Consider the following 17,791-nt stretch of genomic DNA (forward strand, 5'->3'; position numbering starts at 1 on the left):
GCACCTATTATTTTTCAAAGGTAGATTTTTTAATCCTCCATCCAACTCATCCTATCCTAGGATAAATAAAAACAATGGACAAACTTCGCCAAAAATATTTACAAAAATGGCTTCGTGCGCAGCAACAACCTGTTAAAAAATTAATGCGCACCAATATTGCCCTTGCCACACTTTCCTCCTTAATTCTGGTGGTTCAAACCTATTTTCTTGCGACATTGCTCGACAAGCTCATTATGCAACATGTCGATCGCGCTGAATTGATTCCATATTTTATTGCATTAATCATTACTTTTGCGTTGCGTGCGGTCATTTTATGGCTACGCGAAAAAATTGGCTTTAAAGCAGGTCGATTACTGCGCAATCACATGCGTCAAAAGATCTTAGACAAAATCCACCAAGTGGGACCTGCGACTATCAATAACAAACCAGCCGGAAGCTGGGCAAGTATCATGCTTGAACAAGTGGAAAATCTGCATAACTTCTATGCGCGTTTCTTACCACAACAAAGTTTGTCTGCCATTGTACCAATGGTGATTTTAATTGCCGTATTCCCACTCAACTGGGCGGCTGGACTGATTTTGATGGTCACTGCTCCACTTGTACCCATTTTTATGATTCTGGTGGGGATTGCAGCAGCAGATAGCAGCCAAAAAAATATGGCTACCCTTTCTCGCTTAAGTGCACAATTCTTGGATCGCTTACGTGGTTTAGAAACCTTACGTCTTTTCAACCGCACTTCAGAACAAACACAACATATTGAAAGCACAACGGAAGACTTCCGTGAAACGACCATGTCGGTACTTAAAATGGCGTTTCTCTCTTCTGCCGTGTTAGAGTTTTTCACGTCCATTTCCATTGCTTTAATGGCAGTGTACTTTGGTTTTAGCTACTTAGGCCAAGTTGAATTTGGTACTTATGGCACCACGCTGACCTTATTTACCGGCTTTTTCTGCTTAATTCTTGCACCAGAGTTTTATCAACCACTGCGTGATCTCGGGACTTACTATCACGATCGTGCAGCTGGTATTGGTGCTGCTGATGCCATTGTCGATTTCTTAGAAGCAGACTATTTAATTGCACATCAAGGCAATGAACAAATTCCAGCACAAAATGCGGTCGAAATTCAGGCTGAAAATTTAGTGGCGCTTTCGCCACAAGGTCAACCATTAACGAAGCCGCTTTCATTCCATATTCCGAAAGAAAGTCATATTGCCCTTGTGGGCCAAAGTGGTGCAGGAAAAACCTCTTTAATCAATGTATTACTCGGCTTCTTGCCCTATGAAGGCAGCTTAAAAATTAACGGTGTAGAACTTAATCAAAGCCGTTTAAGCTACTGGCGCAAACAAATTGCTTGGGTAGGTCAAAACCCATTACTGCTACAAGGTAGCATCAAAGAAAATCTACTTTTAGGCGATATTCAAGCAACTGAAGAGCAAATCGAACAAGCCTTGATTTCTGCGCAAGCGAAAGAGTTTACCGATAAATTAGGCTTAGATAGTGAAATTAAAGATGGTGGGATAGGGGTATCCGTAGGCCAAGCGCAACGCTTAGCTATCGCTCGCGCTTTACTACGCAAAGGCAATTTATTATTACTCGATGAGCCAACGGCTAGCCTCGATGCTCAATCTGAAAATCTGGTACTTGCTGCCCTTGCAGAAATGAGCCATAACCAAACCACCTTAATGATCACACACCGCATTGAAGATCTGAAACAATGTGACAACATTTTAGTGATGCAAGAAGGTGAAATTGTTCAACAAGGCCATTTCAACCAATTAAAAGATCAAGGCTTCTTTGCCGAATTATTGGCTCAACGAAAAGAGGATATTCAATAATGCGGGCTTTACTTCCCTTTTTACGTTTATTTAAATTCGCCAAGTTGCCTTTATTTTTAGGCTTGGTTTTAATGATCACAGGTCTAGCATCCAGTATTGGCTTACTGACCACATCGGGTTGGTTTTTAGCAGCAACAGCAATTGCGGGACTTGGTACATTATTTAATTTCTTCTATCCATCTGCTTCCGTGCGTGGGCTTGCTATTAGCCGCACCCTTTTCCGCTATTTTGAAAAGTTGGTGACACACGATGCGACTTTCCGCATTTTGGCTAAATTACGGGTACAAGTTTTTGAGAAAATTATTCCATTAAGCCCTGGTGTGTTAAATCGCTACCGTAACAGCGATTTGCTAAACCGCTTAGTGTCTGATGTAGATACTCTCGATAGCCTTTATCTTCGCTTAATTGCGCCATTTATTACGGCTATTTTTGTGATTCTAGCTATGTGCATTGGCCTAAGTTTCGTCAATACTCCTTTAGCCTTAGGTTTAGGCATTAGCCTACTTTTATTGGTATTCGTTATTCCAACCGTTTTCTACCAACTAGGTAAAAAATTTGGCGACAAACTCGTGCATTCACGTGCACTTTACCGCACACAATTCCTAGAATTTATCCAAGCGCAAGCTGAATTATTACTCTTTAATGCCGAAGATAAATTGAAAAATAACATGGCTAAAACTGAAGCTAACTGGCAAGCAGACCAGCAAAAAGAAGCCAATTTAAGTGGATTTTCAACCGCACTTTCACTCTTCTTAAATGGTTTGATTATTGCCGCAATGTTGTGGTTTAGCTCACAAGCGGAATTTGGCAACGATGAATATCGTATGGCATTTATTGCGCTCTTCACTTTTGCGGCCCTTGCATCGTTTGAAATCTTAATGCCATTAGGTTCTGCGTTCTTACATATCGGGCAAGTCATTGCGTCAGCTGAACGCGTGACAGATATTATCGAGCAGCAACCATTAGTGACCTTTAATGGCAAAGCGGAGTTCGATCAAAACGCCACAACATTAATTGAAACCAAAGATCTTTCTTTCACTTATCCTGAACGTCAAAATCGTGCTTTAGAGAATTTGAATTTAACCATTCAAAAAGGTAAAAAAGTCGCCATTTTAGGTAAAACAGGCAGCGGAAAATCCACGTTATTACAGCTTTTAGTACGCAATTACGATGCAAACCAAGGTCAGCTATTTCTTGCTGGCAAGCCGATTGCTGATTACGCCGAAGACACATTACGCAGCCAATTCTGCTTTTTAACGCAACGTGTTCATGTATTTAGCGATACACTTCGTCAAAATCTGCAATTCGCAAGTGCGGTCAATATTTCAGATGAAAAAATGATCGAGGTGTTAAATCAAGTTGGTTTAGGCAAATTGTTGGAACAAGAACAAGGCTTAGATATTTGGCTAGGTGATGGCGGCCGTCCACTTTCTGGTGGAGAACAACGTCGTTTAGGCTTAGCGCGTATTTTGCTTAATGATGCGCCAATTTTATTATTAGATGAGCCAACAGAAGGTTTAGATCGCGAAACTGAGCGCCAAATTTTACGTTTGATTCTTGCTCATGCTGAAAATAAAACCTTAATTATGGTGACTCACCGCTTAACGGCGATTGAGCAATTTGATGAACTTTTTGTGATTGACGAAGCGAAGCTAATTGAAAAAGGCACTTATGCAGAATTATTGCAATTAGAAAAAGGGTTCTTCAAACAATTAGTGGAGCGTGTGTAAAACAAGGAAGGATAAGTTGGGTGGAAATCTTCCCAGCTTATTCTCGGCACACAGAAATTCCGACTTTGGCTGCTTTCTTCCGAACCTGACCGAGTAAACCGGACACCGTTGCGAGAGACTGAGAAGATTTCCATTGATATCGCAATGCGACTAGGTGGGCTATTATGCAAGAATTGGCCCTGTATTGCAAAGGTTAATTTATCAATTCGGTGAATTTGACGAGAAAATCAACCGCACTTTTAAGGTAAAACCATGAACTATCTCCAATACTACCCTACCGATGTTGTAAATGGCGAAGGCACCCGTTGTACTCTTTTCGTTAGCGGTTGTACGCATGGTTGCCGTGGTTGCTACAACCAAAAGAGCTGGTCTTTTGATAATGGTGTATTATTTGATGAGGCGATGGAACAACAGATCATCAATGATTTAAAAGATACGCGCATTAAACGTCAAGGGCTCACACTTTCTGGTGGAGATCCGATGCATCCTCGTAATGTTGAAGCCTTACTTCCTTTTGTTCAACGTGTCAAAAAAGAATGTCCCGATAAGGACATTTGGGTGTGGACGGGATATAAACTGGATGAACTTGATGATTATCAACGTCAAATGTTGCCTTATATTGACGTGCTCATTGATGGAAAATTTATACAAGAACAGGCTGACCCAAGCTTAGTTTGGCGTGGTTCAGCCAATCAAGTAATTTACCGTTTTAAGGTTTAACCGAATAAGGTTAAGCTATTCTGCCAAGCCGTTTCTTTAATCACTTCAGCATTTTCACTTCTTAAACGGCATAACGCCTCAAAGGTGTGAACAATCCGTTCTGGTCGATTAGGTTGTCCTTGAAAGCCAAACACCGGCATATCTGGTGTATCCGTTTCTAACACCAACGCCTCTAATGGCAACTTCGCAATCGCCTGGAGCGTTTTATTCGCGCGCTCATAAGTAATAGTGCCGCCTACGCCAATTTTATAGCCTAAATCCACAAATCGTTTCGCTTGATCGTAACTCCCTGAAAAACCATGCACCACACCACATTTTGTCAAATTAGCCTGTTTCAAAAAGCGGAATAATTGCTCGTGGGATTTTCGACTATGCAAATTGACCGACAGATTGTATTTCTTCGCTAAATAAAGCTGACTTTCTAAAAAGTGCTGTTGCTTTTGCCATAATTCATCCGTCAATAAATCTGGAATCGCACACTCTAAACCAATTTCGGCTACGGCTGTACAATTTTGATCACGTACAGATAACGCCGTATCCAAAATTTCTAAATCGTTCTCTTGGTGTTCTTTGATATAAAGAGGATGCAACCCAAGTCCACAATAAAGATGCTCAGGGAAAAGTGCGGTCATATTTTGGATTGTTTTAAAATCCGATTCTTTTACCGCCACAATCAAAATTTTTTGCACATCAGCTTGCTTAGCGTTCTCCACGAGCTGAGCTAATGGCTCACCAGTGTCATGATGAAGATAATCAAGGTGGGTATGAGTATCGAAGAAAGGCATTGCGTTATTTCACTTAAGAAAAAAGTGTGTAGATTACGCATCCACACACCGAATTAATTATTCGACAGACACCGATGTAATCACGACATCTTCTGTTGGAACATCTTGGTGGAAACCTTTATTACCGGTTTTTACTTTTTTGATTTTATCAACCACATCCATGCCTTCAACCACTTCACCGAATACGGCATAGCCCCATTCTTGTACCACTTCACGGCCAAACATCTCTTTTGAACGGTAGTTTAAGAAGTCATTATCTGCCACGTTAATGAAGAATTGTGCCGTTGCAGAATGTGGATCAGAGGTACGCGCCATGGCGATTGTGCCACGTTTGTTACTTAAACGATTGTTAGCTTCATTTTGGATCGGTGCGTTTGTTGCTTTTTCACGCATTCCGCTTTCCATACCACCGCCTTGAATCATAAATCCATCAATAACACGATGAAAAATTGTGTTATTATAGAAACCGTTTTTACAATAGTTTAAAAAGTTTTCTGCAGTGATTGGCGCTTTATCAAAATCAAGTTTAATTTTAATATCGCCAAAATTTGTGTGTAATGTAACCATTTTGTTTTCCTCTTGAAAATTAAGGCATTCATTATTCCACAAATGGCGAGAAAGTGCCACAAGGAGCAGAAAAAGTACGGTCGTTTTCCAACTAGTTTTAAGAGAAAAAATATGTTAAAGATTTTTAATACCCTCACTCGTGAAAAAGAAGTGTTCAAACCTATCCATAAAGGAAAAGTGGGTATGTATGTGTGCGGCGTGACCGTTTACGATTTATGCCATATTGGCCATGGTCGTACCTTTGTATGTTTTGATGTGATTGCCCGCTATTTACGTTCTTTAGGTTACGATTTAACTTATGTGCGTAATATCACTGATGTGGACGATAAAATCATTAAACGTGCATTAGAAAACAAAGAAACCTGCGATCAACTTGTAGATCGCATGGTGCAAGAAATGTATAAAGATTTTGATGCGTTAAACGTACTACGTCCAGATTTTGAGCCTCGTGCGACGCATCATATCCCTGAAATTATTGAGATTGTGGAAAAACTGATTGCACGTGGTCATGCTTATGTTGCAGACAATGGTGATGTCATGTTTGACGTGGAAAGCTTTAAAGAATACGGCAAATTATCGCGCCAAGATCTTGACCAATTACAAGCCGGTGCACGTATTGAAATTAATGAAATCAAGAAAAATCCAATGGATTTCGTGCTTTGGAAAATGTCGAAAGAAAACGAACCAAGCTGGCCATCGCCATGGGGTGCTGGTCGTCCAGGTTGGCACATTGAATGTTCAGCGATGAACTGTAAACAACTTGGTGAACATTTTGATATTCACGGCGGTGGTTCTGATTTAATGTTCCCGCACCACGAAAATGAAATTGCGCAATCTTGCTGTGCTCATGGTGGTCAATATGTGAATTATTGGATCCATTCTGGCATGATCATGGTAGATAAAGAAAAAATGTCGAAATCCCTCGGCAACTTCTTCACTATTCGTGATGTATTAAACCACTACAATGCAGAAGCGGTGCGTTATTTCTTACTAACAGCACACTATCGCAGCCAGCTCAACTACAGTGAAGAAAACCTGAATTTAGCACAAGGTGCATTAGAACGTTTGTACACCGCTTTACGTGGCACCGATCAAAGTGCGGTTGCTTTTGGTGGTGAAAATTTTGTGGAAGCCTTCCGTGAGGCAATGGATGATGATTTCAATACACCGAATGCCCTTTCTGTCTTATTTGAAATGGCTCGTGAAATCAATAAATTGAAAACTGAAGATACAGAAAAAGCCAATGGTCTTGCTGCTCGTTTACGTGAATTAGCGGGTATCTTAGGTTTACTTCAACAAGATCCAGAAAAATTCTTACAAGCGGGCTCTGACGATGATGAAGTCGCAAAAATTGAAGCGCTCATCAAACAACGCAACGAAGCGCGTGCTGCTAAAGATTGGGCTGCTGCAGATGCGGCTCGTAATGAACTCACTGCAATGGGAATTGTGTTAGAAGACGGCCCTAACGGCACGACGTGGCGTAAACAATAATCTCACTTTGATACAAAAACTGCGGTCAAATTGACCGCAGTTTTTCTTTTAAGAAGAAAGCATTACATTTTCGGTTTTTCCATTGTTTTTGCTTTTTTCTTCATTTCTTTTGCTTTCATTTCTTTTGTTTTCATATCATCAGATTTCATTCCTTCTGATTTCATATTATCCATTTTCATGTCGTGAGATTTCATATCATGAGATTTCATCATCCCATCAGATGCCATTTTGTCATTTTGCATTGGCATAGCGTCTTTTGTCATCGGCATGGAATCTTTTGTCATCGGCATGGAATCTTTTGCCATCGACATTTCATTAGATTTCATATCGGTCGCATAAAGACTGGTTGCGAAGAAAAGTGCAGCAATAGCAGTAAAGGTTGTTTTTGAAGTAATATTTTTCATTTTGAATCTTCCTTAATTTGTGAATAATTAGCATTGGATGGAAAGGTTTCCCCTTTCATTATCATTAGACGAATGAGAAATCTATTTCTTACACTTTTTTCAAGGAAAAAATATGAAAACTGGAATTTCCAATAAAGACTTGGCTCAAATTAGAGAGCAAATGCTGAAATTTGCCACATTACAGGTGGGCGATTCTGTATTAGCTGAAGATTTGGTGCAAGAGAGTTTTTTAAGTGCATTTAACCATCTTGAGCAATTTAAACGACAAGCGGCATTTAAGACCTGGGTCTTTGCTATCTTAAAAAATAAAATCATTGATTTTCTTCGCCAGAAAGGCAAATTAGTGCTAGAAACCGAAATTGAAGATGAAGAACAAACTAATCATTTCTTTGATGAAGGGGGCCACTGGAAAGCTGAACATTCTCCACTCGATCTCGAACTGAGCGAAAGTGCGGTCTATTCTGAAGAATTCTGGCTGATTTTTGAAACTTGCTTAACTTGCCTGCCAGCCAAACAAGCCAAGATTTTTATGATGAGAGAGTTTTTGGAATTATCTTCCGAAGAAATTTGCCAAGAAAATCAACTAAGCATAAGTAACTTGCACACGACACTCTATCGTGCTCGCTTACAACTTCAAAACTGCTTATCTCATAAACTTTAAGGAGTGATTTTATGAAATGTCGCCAAGCGACTCGACTCATTTCAGATGCGCAAGAACGCTCATTAATGACTAAAGAAAAAATTGGGCTCAATTTGCATCTTGCCATCTGTACACATTGCCGTAAATTTCAACGAAATTGTGGCACATTGAGAAAATTAATGAAGGATTTCAAAGGATAAAAAAGCGGAAGAGAACTTCCGCTTATTACTCTATTACTTCGCCATTAATGCTGTTGCACGTGAAATCACTTCTTTGACTTCATCATCCGTCAATTTACCTTCTTTCACAAATTGCACCTTGCCGGTTTTATCAAGCAAAATAATCACGCTGTCTTTTTCACGTAATCCCCACGCATTTTTAACCGCACTTTTATCATCTAAAATCACTTGGCTATGGGCATTTTCTTTTTTGCCTTTTTCTGCGCTACTTTTCACAAACATACCCGTGCCCACAACGGCATCATCAGCATTAATAATGGTCGTGGTTTGATATTTGGCTTGGTTAAAATGAGCTGCTTTGATGGCTTCGATCATCGCTTGATTTTTCTCTTTTGCCGCACTTCTGCCTGCAATATGCTGAATCACACGGACTTTGCCAGGTAATGCCGTTGAGCTCCACGATTTATACGCTACATCATTGCCATTTAAAGTGATTTCGCCTTTATCCGAAACCGTTACATTGGCTAAAAGTTGATTAGGTTGAATATTGTGAGCGAATGTATTGGCTGAGATTAAACTCCCCATCACAGCACTCAAAAGCATGATTTTTTTCATAAATACCTCATAAATTCCGTGAAATGCCCATTTTTTGGCGAATAGTCACTTTTTTGTTATACTCCGTGCGCATTATACTTTGCTTAAATCAGATAAAGAAGGAAAAAGAAATGGATCAAATGCCAGCTTGCCCAAAATGTAAAGGTGAATATGTTTATCATGATTCTGTGAATTTTATTTGCCCTGATTGTGGCAATGAGTGGAATGGTAACGAAGCAGTTGAAGCCGATGAAGATCAACTGATTGTCAAAGACAGCAACGGTAATTTATTAGCCGATGGTGATGATGTGCTTTTAATTAAAGATTTAAAATTAAAAGGTTCATCTGAAGTGTTGAAGAAAGGCACTAAATTCAAAAACATCCGTTTAGTCAACGGTGATCACAACGTCGATTGTGGCAAAATCATGTTGAAATCAGAGTTCTTGAAAAAAGCTTAAGAATTCCCAATAAAAAGAGCGGTCGATTTTAACGTTGTTTTAAATCGACCGCTCTTTTTTATTTTCATTATACCTTCGCAGGTTTCACTATTTCACTTGGATAACAACCAAGCACTTTCAGATAATTACTGAATTGCTTAAGCTCTTCCAAGGCAATTTGGGTATCTGGATGATGAATATTTCCTTCAATTTCTAAATAGAACATTTCTTCCCAAGGTTTGCCATAAATAGGACGAGATTCAAGCTTGGTCATATTAATACCGTGCTTTTTAAACACAAGTAAGGCGTCTACTAAAGAACCGGCTTGTTGCGATGTGGTCATCAACAATAAGGTTTTCGTGTGGATTTGCGGTGAAACTTCACGTGCTTGTTTGGCTACGACAATGAAACGCGTAATATTGTTTTCTTGGTTGGCAATATTATGTTTTAACACATGTAAGCCGTAAAGCTTGCCACCATCTTCATTGCCTAATGCCGCAATATTCGGTTTATTCAAGCTTGCCACGAGTTGCATCGCATGAGAGCTACTTTCACAGAATTCAATATGCACACGCTCAAGACTTTGAATAAATTGACTACACTGCTGGATCACTTGTGGATGGCTATAAAGCGTATCAATTTTGCTTAAATCATCTTGCTCATTCACTAAAACACAGTGCTTGATAGGATAAGCTAACTCGCCCACCAAAGATAAGGTGGTATGTTGAAGCAAATCATAAACTTCATTAATTGCACCTGACGTAGTGTTTTCTAAAGGCAGTACACCATAATCAGCTTCTCCACTTTCAACCTTTTCAAAAATTTGAGCAAAGGAATCACAACTGATTTCAGCAAACTGCTGATTATAACGAGCCGCATAATTACGCGCAGCCAAATTAGAGTAAGAACCACGCTTGCCTAAAAAAGCAATATGTAACGTTTCTTCTCGTTGCTCATTGAGCTTTTTCTGCAAATACACTTGCTGTGTGAGCACAGAATCTTCAATGATCTTTTGGAAGACCGATGTAATATACTGTGGTTCAAGCTGATAATTTTGGCTTTCAGCAAATTGCACAAGCTCTTGTAAAAGTTGCTGCTCACGCTCTAAATCACGCAACGCTTTTTGCGTCACTTCTTTGCTTCTTACTACATCATATGCCAGGCGATGACGCTCAGAAAGCAGCTTTAACAAGCTACGATCAATTTGCGTAATTTGCTGACGAATTTCTGATAAATCTAATGCCATTTCATTCCTTATTTAAAGGTTACTTCATTATGAGGGATATATTTTTCAGCATTAATAGGTGAATTTTTCTCAAAAAATTCTTTTAAAACATCCGCATCAATAAAACCTGTGTTGACGAAAGTTGGATTTTTTGTCATGACTGGATAACCATCTCCACCTGCTGCATTATAGCTTGGTAAAGAGATACGGTAAGTTTTATTTAAATCCAATGGTTTACCTTGAATTTTCACATTTTCAACTTTCTTCTCCGCACAATTTACTGTCATGCTGATACCTGAGTATTGTGCGTAAGCACCAGAATCCACTTCTTTCAATGCCACCACATTTAAATAATCCAGTAATTCTTTACCGGTTAATTCAAAATAGCTCACAATATTACCAAATGGATGGATTTTTAAAATATCTTTATAAGTTACATCACCTTCTTGGATAGAATCACGAATACCACCAGAGTTCATGATACCAATGTCAGCTTTCGCTTTTTGGCGTTGTGCTTCTGCAATTAAGTGACCAAGGTTAGTTTGTTCAAAACGGATAATGGTACGATCGCCTTCTAACTTACCTTTTAGTTTACCCACTTTTTGGCTTAATAATGCATCGCCTTTATCTTGGTAAGTTTTTAAAAGTTTTTCCATTTCTGGATCTTGTGGAATCTCTTCGGCATAGTTCACATATTCTGTTTTACCGTCTTCTTTTTTCACTTTTTTCTTCAAGTTCACTGGAATTAATTGATAATTCACTAATTTTAATTCACCATTTTTGAACTCAAAGTCAGCTCGACCAACGTATTTGCCCCATTCAAACGCTTGCATAATCCAAGTGCCGTTTTGGAAATCTGGTTTACATGGCTGAGTTGGTTGATAATCTTTAATCCATACGCCTTTATCATCCACACAAATCGGATCATGGCTGTGACCACCGATAATCATATCGAATGCGCCTTTATCTAAATTACGTGCAAGGCTCACATCACCCGGCGCATTTGAACCATGTTTCGCATCATAGTAATAGCCCATATGCGTTAAAGCAATTTTTACATCTGGCTTAACTTTTTCATTTAGCTCTTTTAATGTGGCTTTTGCTACTGTTGTAGGATCTTCAAACTTCACATTGTGAAGATATTCTGGGTTGCCTAATTTTGCAGTATCTTCTGTGGTTAAACCGACCACTGCAATTTTAAGATCTTGTTTATTTAAAATCGTATAAGGCTTAACTAAGGTTTTACCTGTTTTGGTGTTAATTACGTTTGCTGATAAGAATGGGAAGTTTGCCCATTTTTCTTGCATATCAAGAATTTGTAGTGGATTATCAAACTCGTGGTTACCTAATACAGTTGCCTCATAACCCATTGCGTTCATTGCTTTAATATCAGGTTCTGCTGTTTGCATATCTGACTCAGGTACACCAGTATTAAAATCACCTGCATTTAATAAAATGAGTGACCCACCTTTTTGCTCGACTTCAGCTTTTACACGATTAACAATTGTTTTGTGAGCAGGAAAGCCATATTCACCTTTTGCATTCGGCCAAAAATGTCCGTGCGTATCATTAGTGTGCAATATGGTAAATTGATAGGTTTTGTCCTGTTCATATGCCATTGCAGCAGACGTTACTAGCACAAGAGGAAGCACGGTAAATAATTTTTTCATAATAAAAATACCTCTATTTTTGACCGCTCTTTACCTTCGCAGAAAACAAAAATAACAGAGCAAGATGGGAAATAAAAAAGCTATACTCCCGAAAGAAGTATAGCTTTTCAACAAAACATTGTTAGATGAGTACCTGTGCAGGTGCAACATAACCTTGTGGAACTTGTTTCTTATCTTCAAAGGTAACAAATTCCCACGCTTCCTGATCAGCTAGTACTGCACGGAGTAACTTATTATTTAAACCGTGACCAGATTTATAGGCTTTGAAATCACCGATAATGTTATAGCCACACATATAAAGATCGCCAATCGCATCAAGCATCTTGTGACGAACTAATTCATCTCTGAAGCGTAATCCGTCTTCATTTAAGATACGGTAATCATCTAATACGATGGCATTATCTAGGCTACCACCTAATGCAAGACCTTGAGATTGAAGATACTCAATATCTTTCATGAAACCAAAGGTTCTTGCACGGCTAATTTGATGTACGAATGCTTGTGCAGAGAAATCCATCACATAATTACGTACATTTTTACTAATCGCTGGATGATCAAAGTCGATTGTAAAATCTAAACGGAAACCATTATAAGGTTTGAATTCTGCCCATTTGTCACCGTCTTCTACTCGTACCTTTTTCTTAATACGAATAAATTTCTTCGGTGCATTTTGTTCTTCAATACCTGCGTCTAAAAGCAAGTAAATGAATGGGCTTGCACTACCGTCCATGATTGGAATTTCAGGTGCATCAACTTCGATAATGATGTTATCAATACCTAAACCAGCCAACGCTGCATTTAGGTGTTCTACAGTTGAAACACGCACACCTTGCTCATTCACAAGTGCAGTACAAAGCATTGTATCACGCACTGAATCTGCATTCGCAGGGAAAGTCACCGGCGGATTGAGATCAGTACGGCAGTAAATCACACCTGTATTTGGCATAGCCGGACGCAACGTTAACGTTACTTTTTTACCGCTATGTAAGCCTACACCAGTGACTTTAATGCTTTGTTTTAATGTTCTTTGTTTAATCATCTCTTTTACCTTATTGCTTCACAACAAGATTACTTCTACTCTTATTTCTCATCACGACCAAATGATGCCGGATTAAAGAAATTAGGATTATTTCTTAACTGTTCTAAACGGCTTGGGTCAAGCGGTTTATTTAAGTTACCGTATTGTGGATTTTGCTCCTGTGCTGGTTCTGGCTGTGGATTATGTCTTAATGCATCTAAACCATGTAAACCAACTGGCGGTTGTGGCTGAATCGTTTCTTGTGCTACGGGTTGTTGAACTGGCGCTTGTTGTACTGCTGCTTGAGGACGAGCAATTACGACTGGCTCAGCCGCAACAACATCACCTAAACCTGTTGCAACGATCGTGACACGAATTTCATTGCTCATTTCAGGGACTAAACTGGTACCCACAACGATAGTCGCGTCTTCTGATGCAAAGCTACCTACAGTGTCACCTACCACGTTAAATTCGTCAAAGCCGAGATCCATACCTGAGGTAATATTAACAAGGATACCCTTAGCGTTAGAAAGATCGACTTTCTCTAATAAATCATTTTTAATTGCAAGACGAGCTGCTTCTTCTGCACGGCCCGCACCTGGTTCACTTTGAGCTGAACCGAAACCAATCATTGCTTGGCCCATTTCCGACATAACGGTTCTTACGTCTGCAAAGTCCACGTTGATTAAACCTGGAGACGTAATCATATCGGAGATGCCCATAACAGAGTTACGTAATACGTCATTTGCAGCAGCAAAAGCATCAATTAACGTTGCATTTTTCGGGAGAACTTTTTGGATTTGTTGGTTAGGAATAATGATCATTGAATCCACGTATTGTGAAAGATCTTTAATCCCTAATTCAGCAAATTGCATACGTTTTTTGCCTTCAAAGCTAAATGGCTTAGTAACAACAGCAACAGTTAAAATACCTAATTCTTTCGCAACTTTAGCGACGATTGGTGCGGCACCAGTACCTGTACCACCGCCCATACCGGCTGCGATAAAGACCATGTCTGCACCTTCAAGCATTTTACGGATTTCTTCTTGGTCATCTTCAGCCGCTTTACGACCTACATTTGGGTTTGCCCCCGCACCAAGACCTTTCGTTGTTGCCCCACCAATTTGTACAGTTTGTTGAACTTGGCTTTTGCGTAATGCTTGCGCATCGGTATTCACCGCATAGAATACGATTTTACCGTGCTCTTCGCTATCAATTGCACTTTCGCCCAAGAAATTACCATTGAATTCTTGTTGCACCATGTTAGCAACCATGTGGTTAACTGCGTTACCGCCGCCTCCACCGACACCGACAACCTTAATCAGTGCACCTGTTTGCTCTTCAAAATCACCATACTCTGGGTATAACATTTGCTGTTCTCCGTTACTGCTAATACTCTGCTAGCATATTAATAAAAGTTAAATCTTTCTTATTGTAAATGAAAAAGTCAAAATGATCAAAATTCTGATTTCACTTTATTGAAAATATTTTTAAGGCCTTTCCAGAATTTTCTGCCAACACCTTCATCACCATAGTTACTATCTACAGGATCATTATCACTATTTTGATGATGGTATTGTAATAATCCAACTACAGTTGAATATTGTGGACGGTTTACATAATCCGTTAAACCCGTAATATTCAATGGACTACCAATACGCACTTGGCAACCAAATACATTTGAAGCACAATCTTTTAAATCTTCAATTTGTGCGCCACCACCGGTAATAACGACACCAGCAATTAATTCAAATTTAATATGTTTGCTTTCTAAATCTGCTTTGAGCTTATCTAATTCGTCCTTAACAACGCCTAATAGTTCAATATATCTTGCTGAAGTGATTAAAGATAAATCACTTTTTGTTAAAGCACGTGGCGCTCGACCACCAATACTTGCTACTTCAATTTTCTTATCGCCATGTAAACGTGCCGGATATAATGCACTCGCATAATTCACTTTAATGCGTTCAGCTTCTGCACGAGAAACGGTACATGCATGGGCAATATCATTGGTTACAATGTTCCCTGCGTAAGGAATAACCTTGCTGAAACGCAACGAGCCATTGGTGTAAACCATCATATTCATGGTACCTGCACCAAAATCAACTAAGCAAACACCAAGATCTTTTTCATCTTCAGTTAAAACAGAATGTGTTGCTGCAAAGCCGGAGAACACGACTTTATCGACTTGTAATCCGCAACGCTCTACTGCTTTTTTCAAGTTATTTTGCCAGTCTTGATGACACGCAATTAAGTGTACGTTTGCTTTTAAACGAACACCTTGCAAACCTAATGGGTTTTTAATATTAACTTGTTTATCTACGGCATATTCTTGTGGAATGATGTGTAATAAAGAAAGACCCTCAGGTAATTTTACTGAGCTCGCTGTATGTAAAGCATCATCAATTTCATCTTGAGTTACTTCATTTTCAGAAATAGCAACAAAGCCGCTCTCATTCAGGCTTTGAATATGTTCACCTGTAATCGCAAGAGTCACGCTCATAATTTGACAATCGGCCATTGATTCAGCTGCTTCAATGGCACGTTGGATAGAATTAACAACGGCATCTAAATCAGTAATACTGCCACGATCAATCCCTTTTGATGGACAACTGCCCACGCCAAGTACATTTACTACGCCATCAGGAAGGACTTCCCCAACGACAGCAACAACTTTTGATGTACCAACTTCAAGACCTACAATTACTTTCGGTTCCAACTCTTTTGCCATTTTCTTATTACACCCAATGAATTATTTTTTATTTCTCTGTCAATCCAACCGCTGCTGATGCAGATGCATAGCGCAAATCTACATAATCAATTCGTTTACCTTCAGGCACTTCAATTTGTGGATAAATCGTTACAAATCGATCTAATTTTGGTTTCCAATCTCCGCGTCCAAGTTTCAATACTATATCATTATCTAGCGTAACTTGCCACGCACCACGATCATCAATTGTCACACCTTTAACCACCAAATTTTTCGCTTTAAAATCAGCAAAAATTTGATTCCAAGCCTCTAATACTTTCAAGCTTTGATAATCCGGACCACCTAAATAAGGTAAAGCTTTTTCTTTTAACTTATCCATCGGCAATTGGAAAACTGTTCCCTCTTTTGTAACGAACTCTGTTTTGTTCCAAATGGCGACTGGCTGATATTCTGATAACCAGATACTTAAACGATTTGGCCAAATTTTACGAACTACCGCACCTTTTACCCAAGGAATTGTTTCAAGCTGCTCTTGAATTTGCTTAACGTCCTGTCCCCAGAAGCCCTTAAGTGACCCCATTTTGAGTAATACATCTTGCACATCCGGATAAGTGGTAAATTCATTTTGACCTACTAAGGCATAAGCAGTAATTTTTCTATCACCGTCTAAGCTTTCCAGCCAACTTTGCCAGTTTGAATAAACAAAATACCCTAGCCCCGCACAAAGTAACACCAAAGCAAGTTTAATCGGCAACATAAAACGGAATTTACCCTCTCCGTTAGATGAGCGACCAAATTGCGTTGGCGGTGTATTTTTGCGCTTAATTACATTCATTACGCACTCAACTCCAAAATTTTCACGACGAGTTGTTCAAATGAAATACCGACTGTTGACGCTGATTTAGGGAACAAACTGTGACTTGTCATGCCAGGATTTGTGTTTACTTCGACTAAACGGAAATTACCTTGTGCATCAGTCATCACATCAATGCGGCTCCAACCACGACACCCTACGACGTCATAAGCACGTTTAACTAATTTCGCTAATTCTTGCTCACGTTCAGCTGAAAGGCCCGCAGGGCAAAAATATTGAGTGTTATCTGAAATATATTTCGCATCGTAATCATAAAACTCACCTTCTGGCACAATGCGAACAGCCGGCAATACTTCGCCACCTAAAACAGGTACCGTTAATTCATCACCCGCTAACCATTCTTCAATCAAAATGGTGTTATCAAATTTAAGTGCATAATCGACCGCACTTTTTAATTCTTCGACTACTTTTACTTTCGTTAAACCCACACTTGAACCTTCAAGAGACGGCTTAACCATTAAAGGTAAACCTAATTTTTCGACCACAGCTTGTGGGTTTAGTTCGTGAGCGTTTTCTTTCGTCACGATCTCCATATCGGCAACAGGTAAACCAAAGGCTTTCCATAACATTTTAGTGCGCATTTTATCCATGGTTAACGCCGAAGCCATCACACCACAACCGGTGTAAGGTAAACCGATTTGTTCTAATAAACCTTGCATGGTGCCATCTTCACCACCGCGACCATGTAAAATGTTAAAAACGCGATCAAAACCATCTGCTTTTAAATTCGCGACATTATATTCTTTAGGATCGATACCGTGCGCATTATAGCCTTGACTCACTAATGCATTTAACACAGCTGCACCAGAATTAAGAGATACTTCACGTTCAGCTGATGTGCCGCCTAACAACACGGCAATTTTTTCTTGTTTTAAATTCATTGTTTTATCCTGTTTTCCTTTTATTCTTCAT

Annotated in this window: 18 protein-coding genes and 1 other RNA gene; 7 read left to right on the forward strand and 12 right to left on the reverse strand. The window is 39.4% G+C overall.

Going from position 1 to position 17,791, the window contains the following annotated elements; genetic code table 11:
- Positions 1–74 precede the first annotated feature (74 nt).
- Positions 75–1,835 (forward strand): heme ABC transporter permease/ATP-binding protein CydD, encoded by a 1,761-nt coding sequence (gene cydD, locus HMPREF2732_RS04010; RefSeq protein ID WP_070591364.1) that lies wholly within the window; start codon positions 75–77, stop codon positions 1,833–1,835.
- Positions 1,835–3,565, forward strand: coding sequence for a heme ABC transporter ATP-binding protein/permease CydC (gene cydC / locus HMPREF2732_RS04015; RefSeq protein WP_070591366.1), 1,731 nt, complete (start codon positions 1,835–1,837; stop codon positions 3,563–3,565). The genes cydD and cydC overlap by 1 nt, the downstream gene beginning before the upstream one ends.
- A gap of 26 nt (positions 3,566–3,591) precedes the next feature.
- Here cydC and ffs read toward each other — a convergent pair.
- Positions 3,592–3,690, reverse strand: an RNA gene (ffs, locus tag HMPREF2732_RS04020) — signal recognition particle sRNA small type.
- Positions 3,691–3,817: 127 nt separating this feature from the next.
- On the opposite strand from ffs, the gene nrdG reads away from it, so the two are divergent.
- The gene (gene nrdG, locus HMPREF2732_RS04025; protein ID WP_005696501.1) at positions 3,818–4,285 is read left to right on the forward strand and encodes an anaerobic ribonucleoside-triphosphate reductase-activating protein; all 468 of its coding nucleotides are present in this window, start codon (positions 3,818–3,820) and stop codon (positions 4,283–4,285) included.
- Here nrdG and HMPREF2732_RS04030 read toward each other — a convergent pair.
- Together HMPREF2732_RS04030 and HMPREF2732_RS04035 are read right to left on the reverse strand one after the other, a co-directional pair.
- Positions 4,282–5,070 carry a TatD family hydrolase gene (locus HMPREF2732_RS04030; RefSeq protein WP_070591369.1) on the reverse strand — a complete coding sequence of 263 codons (789 nt, stop codon included), beginning with the start codon at positions 5,068–5,070 and terminating at the stop codon, positions 4,282–4,284. The two genes, nrdG and HMPREF2732_RS04030, sit on opposite strands and share 4 nt — an antisense overlap.
- Positions 5,071–5,127: 57 nt before the next feature.
- Positions 5,128–5,637, reverse strand: coding sequence for a peptidylprolyl isomerase (locus tag HMPREF2732_RS04035; protein ID WP_005699853.1), 510 nt, complete (start codon positions 5,635–5,637; stop codon positions 5,128–5,130).
- A gap of 111 nt (positions 5,638–5,748) precedes the next feature.
- On the opposite strand from HMPREF2732_RS04035, the gene cysS reads away from it, so the two are divergent.
- Positions 5,749–7,128: a cysteine--tRNA ligase gene (gene cysS / locus HMPREF2732_RS04040; RefSeq protein WP_049366230.1), complete on the forward strand. Its 1,380-nt coding sequence runs from the start codon at positions 5,749–5,751 to the stop codon at positions 7,126–7,128.
- Between the two features lie 62 nt (positions 7,129–7,190).
- Here the strand turns inward: cysS and HMPREF2732_RS04045 are convergent, their stop codons facing one another.
- A complete protein-coding gene (locus HMPREF2732_RS04045) occupies positions 7,191–7,532 on the reverse strand; it encodes a hypothetical protein (RefSeq protein ID WP_049370109.1) in 342 nt (113 codons plus the stop codon).
- A 112-nt stretch (positions 7,533–7,644) separates the two neighbouring features.
- On the opposite strand from HMPREF2732_RS04045, the gene HMPREF2732_RS04050 reads away from it, so the two are divergent.
- Both HMPREF2732_RS04050 and HMPREF2732_RS04055 read left to right on the forward strand, forming a co-directional pair.
- Positions 7,645–8,193 carry a sigma-70 family RNA polymerase sigma factor gene (locus HMPREF2732_RS04050; protein WP_049370108.1) on the forward strand — a complete coding sequence of 183 codons (549 nt, stop codon included), beginning with the start codon at positions 7,645–7,647 and terminating at the stop codon, positions 8,191–8,193.
- Positions 8,194–8,204: 11 nt separating this feature from the next.
- Positions 8,205–8,372, forward strand: a complete 168-nt coding sequence (locus HMPREF2732_RS04055) for a zf-HC2 domain-containing protein (protein WP_049366225.1) — start codon at positions 8,205–8,207, stop codon at positions 8,370–8,372.
- A gap of 33 nt (positions 8,373–8,405) precedes the next feature.
- Here HMPREF2732_RS04055 and HMPREF2732_RS04060 read toward each other — a convergent pair whose 3' ends face one another.
- On the reverse strand, positions 8,406–8,966 hold the full coding sequence (locus HMPREF2732_RS04060; RefSeq protein ID WP_049366223.1) for a YtfJ family protein: 561 nt from the start codon (positions 8,964–8,966) through the stop codon (positions 8,406–8,408).
- Positions 8,967–9,076: 110 nt separating this feature from the next.
- Between HMPREF2732_RS04060 and HMPREF2732_RS04065 the strand changes: the two genes are divergently transcribed.
- Positions 9,077–9,403 carry a zinc ribbon domain-containing protein YjdM gene (locus HMPREF2732_RS04065; RefSeq protein ID WP_049370107.1) on the forward strand — a complete coding sequence of 109 codons (327 nt, stop codon included), beginning with the start codon at positions 9,077–9,079 and terminating at the stop codon, positions 9,401–9,403.
- A 67-nt stretch (positions 9,404–9,470) separates the two neighbouring features.
- Here the strand turns inward: HMPREF2732_RS04065 and pheA are convergent, their stop codons facing one another.
- From pheA to HMPREF2732_RS04100, 7 genes are all read right to left on the reverse strand, one after another.
- Positions 9,471–10,628: a prephenate dehydratase gene (gene pheA / locus HMPREF2732_RS04070; protein ID WP_049373917.1), complete on the reverse strand. Its 1,158-nt coding sequence runs from the start codon at positions 10,626–10,628 to the stop codon at positions 9,471–9,473.
- Positions 10,629–10,636: 8 nt separating this feature from the next.
- Positions 10,637–12,277, reverse strand: a complete 1,641-nt coding sequence (gene ushA, locus HMPREF2732_RS04075; protein ID WP_070591370.1) for a bifunctional UDP-sugar hydrolase/5'-nucleotidase UshA — start codon at positions 12,275–12,277, stop codon at positions 10,637–10,639.
- 121 nt (positions 12,278–12,398) lie between these two features.
- Positions 12,399–13,316: a UDP-3-O-acyl-N-acetylglucosamine deacetylase gene (gene lpxC, locus HMPREF2732_RS04080; protein ID WP_049370105.1), complete on the reverse strand. Its 918-nt coding sequence runs from the start codon at positions 13,314–13,316 to the stop codon at positions 12,399–12,401.
- 41 nt (positions 13,317–13,357) lie between these two features.
- Positions 13,358–14,665 (reverse strand): cell division protein FtsZ, encoded by a 1,308-nt coding sequence (ftsZ, locus tag HMPREF2732_RS04085; RefSeq protein ID WP_005696524.1) that lies wholly within the window; start codon positions 14,663–14,665, stop codon positions 13,358–13,360.
- An 86-nt stretch (positions 14,666–14,751) separates the two neighbouring features.
- Complete coding sequence (ftsA, locus tag HMPREF2732_RS04090) at positions 14,752–16,026, reverse strand: cell division protein FtsA (RefSeq protein WP_070591373.1); 1,275 nt, start codon at positions 16,024–16,026, stop codon at positions 14,752–14,754.
- Between the two features lie 28 nt (positions 16,027–16,054).
- Complete coding sequence (locus HMPREF2732_RS04095; protein WP_070591377.1) at positions 16,055–16,840, reverse strand: cell division protein FtsQ/DivIB; 786 nt, start codon at positions 16,838–16,840, stop codon at positions 16,055–16,057.
- Positions 16,840–17,760 (reverse strand): D-alanine--D-alanine ligase, encoded by a 921-nt coding sequence (locus HMPREF2732_RS04100; protein ID WP_070591379.1) that lies wholly within the window; start codon positions 17,758–17,760, stop codon positions 16,840–16,842. The genes HMPREF2732_RS04095 and HMPREF2732_RS04100 overlap by 1 nt, the downstream gene beginning before the upstream one ends.
- Positions 17,761–17,791 lie beyond the last annotated feature (31 nt).

This window comes from Haemophilus sp. HMSC061E01, from assembly GCF_001810345.1.
Classification (GTDB): Bacteria; Pseudomonadota; Gammaproteobacteria; order Enterobacterales; family Pasteurellaceae; genus Haemophilus_D.

Coding starts and splice junctions, on each gene's coding strand:
- cydD (WP_070591364.1), top strand. CDS start 75: ATGGACAAACTTCGCCAAAAATATTTACAAAAATGGCTTCGTGCGCAG.
- cydC (WP_070591366.1), top strand. CDS start 1,835: ATGCGGGCTTTACTTCCCTTTTTACGTTTATTTAAATTCGCCAAGTTG.
- HMPREF2732_RS04035 (WP_005699853.1), bottom strand. CDS start 5,637: ATGGTTACATTACACACAAATTTTGGCGATATTAAAATTAAACTTGAT.
- ushA (WP_070591370.1), bottom strand. CDS start 12,277: ATGAAAAAATTATTTACCGTGCTTCCTCTTGTGCTAGTAACGTCTGCT.
- pheA (WP_049373917.1), bottom strand. CDS start 10,628: ATGGCATTAGATTTATCAGAAATTCGTCAGCAAATTACGCAAATTGAT.
- HMPREF2732_RS04100 (WP_070591379.1), bottom strand. CDS start 17,760: ATGAATTTAAAACAAGAAAAAATTGCCGTGTTGTTAGGCGGCACATCA.
- lpxC (WP_049370105.1), bottom strand. CDS start 13,316: ATGATTAAACAAAGAACATTAAAACAAAGCATTAAAGTCACTGGTGTA.
- ftsZ (WP_005696524.1), bottom strand. CDS start 14,665: ATGTTATACCCAGAGTATGGTGATTTTGAAGAGCAAACAGGTGCACTG.
- HMPREF2732_RS04030 (WP_070591369.1), bottom strand. CDS start 5,070: ATGCCTTTCTTCGATACTCATACCCACCTTGATTATCTTCATCATGAC.
- HMPREF2732_RS04055 (WP_049366225.1), top strand. CDS start 8,205: ATGAAATGTCGCCAAGCGACTCGACTCATTTCAGATGCGCAAGAACGC.
- HMPREF2732_RS04065 (WP_049370107.1), top strand. CDS start 9,077: ATGGATCAAATGCCAGCTTGCCCAAAATGTAAAGGTGAATATGTTTAT.
- HMPREF2732_RS04050 (WP_049370108.1), top strand. CDS start 7,645: ATGAAAACTGGAATTTCCAATAAAGACTTGGCTCAAATTAGAGAGCAA.
- nrdG (WP_005696501.1), top strand. CDS start 3,818: ATGAACTATCTCCAATACTACCCTACCGATGTTGTAAATGGCGAAGGC.
- cysS (WP_049366230.1), top strand. CDS start 5,749: ATGTTAAAGATTTTTAATACCCTCACTCGTGAAAAAGAAGTGTTCAAA.
- HMPREF2732_RS04095 (WP_070591377.1), bottom strand. CDS start 16,840: ATGAATGTAATTAAGCGCAAAAATACACCGCCAACGCAATTTGGTCGC.
- ftsA (WP_070591373.1), bottom strand. CDS start 16,026: ATGGCAAAAGAGTTGGAACCGAAAGTAATTGTAGGTCTTGAAGTTGGT.
- HMPREF2732_RS04045 (WP_049370109.1), bottom strand. CDS start 7,532: ATGAAAAATATTACTTCAAAAACAACCTTTACTGCTATTGCTGCACTT.
- HMPREF2732_RS04060 (WP_049366223.1), bottom strand. CDS start 8,966: ATGAAAAAAATCATGCTTTTGAGTGCTGTGATGGGGAGTTTAATCTCA.